Here is a 9022-nt window from a genome sequence, read left to right on the forward strand (position 1 = left end):
GACCGCGGTCACCGAGTACTACACCCCCGAGGGCGGTCCGGGGCAGCTCGGGCACATCGGGGAGATCATGCACCTCTGGGTGCACTCGGCCGACGCGGGCAAGGAGTGGACACTCGGCCTCATCGAGAGGATCGAGGGGGGCGCGTACGTCTTCGCGGGCGAGGGCGAGCCCTTCGTCGGGGTCCTCGCCGAAGGCCAGGAGAACCCGTACGCGACCGGCGCCGCCCCGCCCAGGGATTAATCAAGTTTGACTAATGCGTCCGGGAGGGCATACCTTCCTCCGTCGGTGCTCAGTGGTCAAACTTGACTACGGATGTTTCGGGAGGAACGGCATGACAGAGGACGCGATCCTCGTGGAAGGCGCACGCAAGCGGTTCGGAGAGAAGAACGCCCTGGACGGCCTCGACCTGCGGGTCGCGCGCGGCACCGTCCACGGCCTGCTCGGCCCCAACGGCGCGGGCAAGACCACGACGGTACGGATCCTGGCCACCCTCCTGCGGCACGACGACGGTCTCGTCCGGGTCGCCGGCCACGACGTGCGGACCGAGGCCCGCCGGGTCCGCCGCCGGATCGGCCTCCTCGGCCAGTACGCCGCCCTGGACGAGGAGCTCGACGGCCGCCAGAACCTGGAGATGTTCGGACGGCTCCACCACCTCGGCGCGCGCGGCGCCACCGCCCGGGCCGGCGCCCTCCTGGAGCGCTTCGGCCTCGCCGACACCGGCCGCACCCCCGTCAAGCGGTACAGCGGCGGCATGCGGCGGCGGCTCGACCTGGCCGCCTCCCTCGTCACCGACCCCGACGTGCTGTTCCTGGACGAACCCACCACCGGCCTCGACCCGCGCGGGCGCGGCGAGGTCTGGGACTCCGTCCGCTCCCTCGTCGGCGGCGGCACCACCGTGCTCCTCACCACCCAGTACCTGGAGGAGGCCGACCGGCTCGCCGACCGGATCTCCGTCGTCGACCGGGGCCGCGTCGTCGCCGACGGCACCCCGGACGCCCTCAAGACGCGGGCGGGCGCCGACCGGATCGACGTGGTCGTACGGGACGCGGCCCGGCTCGACGAGGCCGCCGCCGTACTGCCCTTCCCGGCCGCCGGTACGGACGTCGACCGCGACCGGCGCCGGATCAGCGTCCCCGTGCACGACCGCATGGCCTCCCTCGCCGCGACCGTCCGGGCCCTGGAGGAGGCCGGCATCGAGGCCGAGGACGTGGCCCTGCGGCGGCCGACGCTGGACGAGGTGTTCCTGAGACTGACCGGCGAGCGGACGGCGGAGGTGGCCGCATGAGCGCGGCGTACGCGGTGAGCGACTGCTGGACGATGACCCGCCGGGAACTGGCCCACTGGGCACGGCAGCCGGTGCAGGTCCTCGTCGGGCTCGTGTTCCCGGTCATGATGCTGCTGATGTTCGGCTACCTCGTCGGCGGCGGGCGGGCCGTCGACGGACCCTACGTGGACTACCTGGTGCCCGGCATGCTCACCCTCACCATGGTCTTCGGCCTCGAAGGGACCATGACGGCGGTGACCCGGGACCTGCGGAAGGGGGTCGTCGACCGCTTCCGGGCCATGCCGATGACCGACGGCGCCGTCCTCGTCGGACGGGCCGCGGCCGACATGCTCCAGTCGGCCGTGGGCCTCCTCCTCCTGACCGGCGTCGGACACGCGATCGGCTGGCGGGCGCACGGCGGCCCCGGCGCCTTCCTGGGGGCCCTGGGCCTGCTGCTCCTGCTGCGCTTCGCGATGCTGTGGATCGGGATCTTCCTCGCCCTGGTCGCCGGCCGGCCCGAACTCGTCCAGGCCGTGCAGATCCTCGTCTGGCCCGTCGGCTTCCTCTCCAACGCCTTCGCCTCGCCCGACGCCATGCCCGGCTGGCTCGGCACGGCCGTGGAGTGGAACCCGATGTCCGCGACCGCGACGGCCGTCCGCGCCCTCCTCGGCAACCCCGGCGGCGAACCCGGCCACCTCGGAGCGGCCCTGCTGTGGCCGCTGCTGCTCCTGGCGATCTTCTTCCCGCTCGCCGTCCGGAGGTTCGCCCGGCTCGGGACGTAGCCGGGCGAAACGGGAAGGGCGCCGGCGGGGACGTACGAACCGGCGGCGCCCCCGCATCCCGTGGAAGCCGGGTGGAACCGGGGGACCCCCCACGGCGTTGATAGCTTGGGGCGCGCACCGTCCCCATGCCCCCACCGAACCGCAGGAGCCCGGAACCCGTGAATACGCTTGCCCTCGGACCGAGCTGGCTGGACCCGGACTACCTGATCCAGACCTTCGGTCTCATCGGTGTCCTCGTCATCGTCTTCGCCGAGTCCGGCCTCCTCATCGGCTTCTTCCTGCCCGGCGACTCGCTCCTCTTCACCACCGGCCTGCTCGTCACCACCGGCAAGCTCGACTACCCGCTCTGGCTGGTGTGCACCCTCATCGTCGCCGCCGCGATCATCGGCGACCAGGTCGGCTACCTCTTCGGCCGCAAGGTCGGCCCCGCCCTCTTCCGGCGGCCCGACTCGAAGCTCTTCAAGCAGGAGAACGTCGAGAAGGCCCACGAGTTCTTCGAGAAGCACGGCCCGAAGTCCCTCATCCTGGCCCGCTTCGTGCCCATCGTCCGCACCTTCACGCCCATCATCGCGGGCGTCAGCCGGATGAACTACCGATCCTTCATCACCTTCAACGTCATCGGCGGTGTGCTCTGGGGCGCGGGCGTCACCCTGCTCGGCGCCTCCCTCGGCAAGATCGACTTCGTGCACCGGCACATCGAGGCGATCCTCATCGCGATCGTCCTGATCTCCGTGATCCCGATCGTCATCGAGTACCTGCGGGCCCGCTCCCAGTCGAAGAAGAACCCCCCGCGCGAGGAGCACGACGGCCCCGGCGCCGCCGCCCAGCCGCGCGGCGGCCGCCACGCCAGGCGCTGACCCCGCCCCCGGAGCCGTACCCGGCCCGCCGCCTCAGAAGCCCCTCGTACGCTTCGCCGCGCGGCGGGCCGCCCCCGCACCCGGCGCCCGCATGAAGAGGCGGGCCAGCTCGCCGCCCAGGTTCACCCCGATGGCGATCGCCAGCGCCAGCGCCGACGCCTTCGCCAGCGAGGCGAAGCCCTGGTCCAGATTGTTCTGGGCGATCGCCAGCACCCCGAAGTACGTCGCCGAACCCGGCAGCAGCGGACCGATCGCCGCCGTCACGTACGGCAGCGACGACGTGTGGTGATAGCGGGCGATCAACTGCCCGAACAGGCCCACCAGCCCCGCCGCCACCGCCGTCGCCATCACCGTCGACCCCTCCGCGGTCACCGCGATCGACGCGTAGATCACCCACGCCACCCCGCCGTTCAGCGTCGCGAACAGCACCGTCCCGCGCGACTGCTGCAACAGGATCGCGAACGTCGCGCACAGCACCATCGACGCCAGGATCTGCGTCACCGGCCGCTCCACCGCCCGCAGCTCCCCCTCCGGGTTCAGCTGCGCGTCGAACTGCACCGCCACGTACAGCACCGACAGCACGCCCACCACGATCGCCACGAAGAAGTAGGCGACCTCCAGGAGCCGGGCCGAGGCCGTGATGTAGAAACCGGTCAGACCGTCCTGCACCGCCGCCACCAGCGCCCGCCCCGGAATCAGCGCGAACAGGCCACCCGTGATCACCGCCGACGGCCGCAGATCCGCGTGCAGCAGCGTCAGCAGCACCCCCATCGCGGCCGGCGGCATCGCCGCCACCAGGAACTGGTAGAACTCCGGCAGCCCCCGCCCCGCGCACAGCCACGCCAGCCGGTCGCCGAGCACCGCGCCCAGCGCCGCCACGAAGAACACCGTCGGCCCGCCGCCCAGCAGCACCGACGCCGCGCCCGCCAGCATCCCCGCCGCCGCCGTCAGCACCCACCCCGGATACGGATGCCGGTTCCGCCGGATCTCCGCGAGCCGCCGGTACGCCTCCTCCGGCGACACCTCGTGGTCCGGATCGTTGATGTCCGCCAGGAGCTGGTACACCGCCTCCAGGCGCGTGTAGTCCGTCCCCCGCCGCCGTACCGTGCGGTTCGCCGTCACCGGATCGTCCACCAGCGACGGCTGGTACGTCACCGACAACAGCGTGAACGTCACCGTCGGCTCGCACCGGTCCAGCCCGTACGAACGGCAGATCGCGAACATCGCCGCCTCGACGTCCTCCGCGCCCTCCCCGCCCGCCAGCAGCAGCTCACCGATACGCAGCGTCAGGTCCAGGACACGCGGCACCGACGGCCCCGCGTCGTCCTCCTTGCCCGCCGCCTCGGGCACCGGCCGCTCACCCACCGGCAGCCGCAGCATCGTGCGCATCCGGTCCTGCCACGGCGCGTTCTGCGGCAGCTTCACCAGCGGCACCCCGTACGCGGGCGTGAACGCCGGCGGCGAGCTCTTCGCCGAGTACGTCGACGGCGGCGCGAACGCCGACCCCTCCTGCTCCGCAGGCGGCTCCGGCGTCAGCCCCTCCGGCAGCGAGAACTCCGACGTCGGATGCTCCTCCTCCGGCGGGGCGGGCTGCTCCACCCCCGGCGGCGGCACAAAAGCGCTGCGCGCCTCGTCCGACTGGGGCTTCCGGTCCTCCGGAGCCTCTTCGGGACCCTCCGGCTCCGCCACCACTCTCTCCGCCTCATCCCCAGGGAATCGTGCATTCCAGTATGAGTGTGCGCCGGACGCGCGAAGGCGGCGCACCCCCCGAGGGGTGCACCGCCTTCACACAGTCTCCGCGGACAAGGGCCTCAGTGGGCGCCCTGCTCCTTGAAGCGCGCGTACGACTTCTCGATCTCCGCCTCGGCCTCGGCGCGGCCGACCCAGTCGGCGCCCTCGACCGACTTGCCCGGCTCCAGGTCCTTGTAGACCTCGAAGAAGTGCTGGATCTCCAGGCGGTCGAACTCCGCCACGTGGTGGATGTCCCGCAGGTGCTCCATGCGCGGGTCGGTGGCCGGGACGCACAGCAGCTTGTCGTCGCCGCCCGCCTCGTCCGTCATGCGGAACATGCCGATGGCGCGGCACTTGATGAGGCAGCCCGGGAACGTCGGCTCGTCCAGGATGACCAGCGCGTCCAGCGGGTCACCGTCCTCGCCGAGGGTGTTCTCGACGAAGCCGTAGTCCGTCGGGTAGGCCGTCGACGTGAACAGGCGACGGTCCAGGCGGATGCGACCCGTCTCGTGGTCGACCTCGTACTTGTTCCGCGACCCCTTCGGGATCTCGATGGTGACGTCGAACTCCACGGGTGGCTCCTCCTGAATCAACACAAGTGAATGCTCGCGACGACGCGCGGTGATTAAGTGTCCCTCACGCACGTGTGTGATCGCGAAAGGGGCTGGTCAGCAATGCCTGAACCGAGGACGTGGCGGCTCACGGCGGGCTCCGCCGTACTCGGTCTGGCACTGGCCGCCGCGGCGGTCACCGCGGCCGGGCCCTGGGACGGAGGCCAGCGTACGGCGGAACGGGCCCGCGCCGCCGCCCCCGCGGCGGGTGGCGCACATCACGCCCCGGCACCCGGCCCCGGCGCCCCCCGGCACCCGGCCCCCGCCCCCAGCGCCCCCGCCGTCCTCGCCGCCCTCGGCGCCGGGCAGGCTTCCGCCGGCGGCGACCGGGCACCCGCCGGGCCGGCGGAGCCCGCCGGGCCCGCACCCCGTCCGGCCGACCTCGCCGCCGCCCTCGTCCCCCTGATGGCCGATCCCGGTCTCGGCCCGCTGCGCACCGCCTCCGTGGTCGACACCGCCACCGGCGCCACGCTCTACGCCGAGGGCGCCACCACCCCCATGACCCCCGCCTCCACCGTCAAGATCGCCACCGTCACCGCCGCCCTCTCCGCCCTCGGCCCCGACCACCGCATCGCCACCACCGTCACCGCCCACCCCGACGGCCGCACGCTCACCCTCACCGGCGGCGGCGACCCCACCCTCGACGCCGCCCGCCTCGAAGCCCTCGCCACCACCGCCGCCCGCACCCTCACCGCACGCGGCCACACCTCCGTACGCCTCACCTACGACACGAGCCTCTACCAGGGCCCCACCCTCCACCCCATCGGCCGCGACAACGAGAACCTCGCCCCCGTCACCGCCCTCATGACCCGCGCCGGCCGCCTCGACGACAGCACCAGCGGCATCGCCCCCCGCTCCGCCGACCCCGCCCGCGACACCGCCACCGCCTTCGCCGGCCACCTCACCGCCGCCGGCATCCAGGTCACCGGCCTCCCCGCCCCCGGCCCCACGCCCCGGGCGGAACCCCTCGCCCGCACCCACTCCGCCCCCCTCTCCGAACTCGCCGAGCGCACGCTCACCCACAGCGACAACGACCTCGCCGAAGCCCTCGCCCGGCAGACCGCCCTCGCCCACCGGCAGCCCGCCAGCTTCCAGGGCGCCGAGAAGGCCGTCCACGACGAACTCGCCCGCCTCGGCCTCCCCCTCGCCGGCACCCGCTTCGCCGACGGCAGCGGCCTCGACCGCCGCGACCGCGTCACCGCCGCCCTCCTCACCGGCCTCCTCACCCGCGCGGCCGACCCCGCCCGCCCGGCCCTGCGCCCCGTCCTCACCGGCCTCCCCGTCGGCGGCTTCACCGGCACCCTCGCCACCCGCTACGACACCCCGCCCGCCACCGCCGGCGCCGGACTCGTCCGGGCCAAGACCGGCACGCTCCGCGGCGTGAACACCCTCGCCGGGACCGTCGCCACCCCCGGCGGCCGCCTCCTCGCCTTCGCCTTCCTCGCCGGCACCACCCCCTCCGCCGAACAGGCCCAGCCCGCCCTCGACCGCCTCTCCGCCGCCCTCACCCGCTGACCGGAGCACCCGGGCGGGCGCGAAGCCGCACCGAACCGGTACCGAACGCGCCCGGAGACCGTACGGTTGACGCATGACGAGCATCGGTGGCGCAGGCACATCAGGGATGGTCGACTGGAACCTCGCGGTCGCGACCGCGACGCGACTCGTACGGCCCGGACCCGAGGTCAGCCGCGAGGAGGCCCGCGAGGTCGTGGCCGAACTGCGCAGACACGCCAAGGCCTCCGAGCAGCACGTCCGCGCCTACACCCGGATGCTCCCCGAGGACTCCGACCACCAGGAGACCCCCGTCCTCGTCGTCGACCGCGCCGGCTGGATCAGGGCCAACGTCGCCGGCTTCCGCGAGCTCCTCACCCCCCTCCTCGGCAAGATGCAGGAACGCCGCTCCGGCACCCCCGGCAGCGCCGTCCTCGGCGCCGTCGGCGGCAAGGTCACCGGCGTCGAACTCGGCATGCTCCTGTCGTTCCTCGCCTCCCGCATCCTCGGCCAGTACGAGACCTTCGCCCCCGCCACCCGCGACCTCCCCGCGGGCCCCGACGGCGGCGGCCGCCTCCTCCTCGTCGCCCCCAACATCGTCCACGTCGAACGCGAGCTCGACGTCGACCCGCACGACTTCCGCCTCTGGGTCTGCCTCCACGAGGAGACCCACCGCACCCAGTTCACCGCCGTCCCCTGGCTCCGCGACCACCTCCAGGGCGAGATCCAGGCCTTCCTCTCCGCCACCGACGTCGACCCGGGCGCCGTGGTCGAACGCCTCCGCGAAGCCGCCCAGACCCTCGTCGGCGGGCGCCCCGAGGCCGAGGAGGGCGAACCGTCCCCCTCCTTCGTCGAACTCGTCCAGACCCCCGAACAGCGCGAGATCCTCGGCCGCCTCACCGCCGTCATGAGCCTCCTCGAAGGCCACGCCGACCACGTCATGGACGGCGTCGGCCCCGAGGTCGTCCCCTCCGTCGCCGAGATCCGCGAGAAGTTCCAGCAGCGCCGCGCCCGCGGTGCCTCCCGCCTCGACCTCGCCCTGCGCAAGCTCCTCGGCCTCGACGCCAAGCTCCGCCAGTACCGCGACGGCGAACGCTTCGTCCGCGCCGTCGTCGACGAGGTCGGCATGGACGGCTTCAACCGCGTCTGGACCTCGCCCAACACCCTCCCCACCAAGAGCGAGATCGCCACCCCCGCCGACTGGATCGCCCGGGTCCACCGCAGGGCGGACTCCTGAGACGCGTGCGGCACACGACACCAGAACAGCGTGAAACCCTCCACCAATCACCCGTCCGAGGGACCCTGAGCACGGGGTGAGGCGTGCAATGCTCGGGTAAGGGGCCGGGTTCTGTCACCATCGATGCACTCTGCGTGACCGAATTGAGTGACCGAACCCCCCTTCCCGACCGTTAACACTCCGACCGAGGCACCCCACCCCATTCACGAAGGGCACCGGACATGGGTCCCCATCCTGCGGTCGCGGCGATACGCCTGGCGGTCCGCCGCGTACTCCACGACGTCCTCACCGAACACACCCACCGCGCCACCGGCACCACCGGCCACCCCGCCGGCCCCGCCCCCGCGCACGACGGGACCCCCCTCGTCCTCGTCGCGTGCTCCGGCGGAGCCGACTCCATGGCCCTCGCCTCCGCCCTCGCCTTCGAGGCCCGCAAGCTCCCCCTGCGCGCCGGCGGCATCACCGTCGACCACGGCCTCCAGGAAGGCTCCGACGCCCGCGCCGCCGAGGTCGCCGACCGCATGACCGCGCTCGGCCTCACCCCCGCCGAGGCCGTCACCGTCACCGTCGGCCGCGAAGGCGGACCCGAAGCAGCCGCCCGCGACGCCCGCTACGCCGCCCTCGACGCCGCCGCCGAACGCCACGGAGCCACCGCCGTCCTCCTCGGCCACACCCGCGACGACCAGGCCGAGACCGTCCTCCTCGGCCTCGCCCGCGGCTCCGGCATCCGCTCCCTCTCCGGCATGGCCGCCGTCTCCGGCACCCACGGCCGCTACCGGCGCCCCTTCCTCCAGCTCGACCGGCAGACCGTCCGCAAGGCCTGCATCGCCCAGGAACTCGCCGTCTGGGACGACCCCCACAACACCGACCCCGCCTACACCCGCTCCCGGCTCCGCCACGAGGGCCTCCCCGCCCTCGAGAAGGCCCTCGGCAAGGGCGTCGTCGAAGCACTCGCCCGTACGGCCCAGCTCTCCCGCGACGACGCCGACGCCCTCGACACCTGGGCCGCCGACGCCGAGACCGCCGTACGCGACGAGGCGGGCGCCCT

The 9022-nt window shown here is 73.3% G+C and carries 8 protein-coding genes and 1 pseudogene; 7 read left to right on the forward strand and 2 right to left on the reverse strand.

Going from position 1 to position 9022, the window contains the following annotated elements; translation table 11 throughout:
* The 4 genes and pseudogenes from RIF68_RS17010 to RIF68_RS17025 all read left to right on the forward strand — a co-directional run.
* Window positions 1-241, forward strand: a pseudogene (locus RIF68_RS17010) (PadR family transcriptional regulator); the annotation flags it as partial.
* 91 nt (window positions 242-332) lie between these two features.
* Window positions 333-1286, forward strand: a complete 954-nt coding sequence (locus RIF68_RS17015) for an ATP-binding cassette domain-containing protein (RefSeq protein ID WP_309052117.1) — start codon at window positions 333-335, stop codon at window positions 1284-1286.
* The gene (locus RIF68_RS17020; RefSeq protein WP_309052118.1) at window positions 1283-2047 is read left to right on the forward strand and encodes an ABC transporter permease; all 765 of its coding nucleotides are present in this window, start codon (window positions 1283-1285) and stop codon (window positions 2045-2047) included. Before RIF68_RS17015 ends, RIF68_RS17020 begins: the two co-directional genes overlap by 4 nt.
* 158 nt (window positions 2048-2205) lie before the next feature.
* Complete coding sequence (locus RIF68_RS17025; protein WP_309052119.1) at window positions 2206-2904, forward strand: VTT domain-containing protein; 699 nt, start codon at window positions 2206-2208, stop codon at window positions 2902-2904.
* A 33-nt stretch (window positions 2905-2937) separates the two neighbouring features.
* On the opposite strand, the gene RIF68_RS17030 is transcribed toward RIF68_RS17025, so the two are convergent.
* Both RIF68_RS17030 and RIF68_RS17035 read right to left on the reverse strand, forming a co-directional pair.
* A complete protein-coding gene (locus RIF68_RS17030; protein WP_309052120.1) occupies window positions 2938-4596 on the reverse strand; it encodes a threonine/serine exporter family protein in 1659 nt (552 codons plus the stop codon).
* A 119-nt stretch (window positions 4597-4715) separates the two neighbouring features.
* On the reverse strand, window positions 4716-5207 hold the full coding sequence (locus RIF68_RS17035; protein ID WP_309052121.1) for an inorganic diphosphatase: 492 nt from the start codon (window positions 5205-5207) through the stop codon (window positions 4716-4718).
* 102 nt (window positions 5208-5309) lie between these two features.
* Between RIF68_RS17035 and dacB the strand changes: the two genes are divergently transcribed.
* The 3 genes from dacB to tilS all read left to right on the forward strand — a co-directional run.
* A complete protein-coding gene (gene dacB, locus RIF68_RS17040; RefSeq protein WP_309052122.1) occupies window positions 5310-6761 on the forward strand; it encodes a D-alanyl-D-alanine carboxypeptidase/D-alanyl-D-alanine-endopeptidase in 1452 nt (483 codons plus the stop codon).
* 73 nt (window positions 6762-6834) lie between these two features.
* Complete coding sequence (locus RIF68_RS17045) at window positions 6835-7974, forward strand: zinc-dependent metalloprotease (RefSeq protein ID WP_309052123.1); 1140 nt, start codon at window positions 6835-6837, stop codon at window positions 7972-7974.
* Window positions 7975-8195: 221 nt separating this feature from the next.
* Window positions 8196-9022 (forward strand): tRNA lysidine(34) synthetase TilS (gene tilS, locus RIF68_RS17050; protein WP_309052124.1); only part of this gene is annotated, 827 nt, incomplete at its 3' end.

The sequence above is a fragment of the Streptomyces sp. genome (assembly GCF_031178505.1).
GTDB lineage: Bacteria > Actinomycetota > Actinomycetes > Streptomycetales > Streptomycetaceae > Streptomyces > Streptomyces gulbargensis.

What these genes read in the sequence shown, in the direction of transcription:
- RIF68_RS17015 (WP_309052117.1), top strand. Translation starts at nt 333, where the DNA reads ATGACAGAGGACGCGATCCTCGTGGAAGGCGCACGCAAGCGGTTCGGA.
- RIF68_RS17020 (WP_309052118.1), top strand. Translation starts at nt 1,283, where the DNA reads ATGAGCGCGGCGTACGCGGTGAGCGACTGCTGGACGATGACCCGCCGG.
- dacB (WP_309052122.1), top strand. Translation starts at nt 5,310, where the DNA reads ATGCCTGAACCGAGGACGTGGCGGCTCACGGCGGGCTCCGCCGTACTC.
- RIF68_RS17045 (WP_309052123.1), top strand. Translation starts at nt 6,835, where the DNA reads ATGACGAGCATCGGTGGCGCAGGCACATCAGGGATGGTCGACTGGAAC.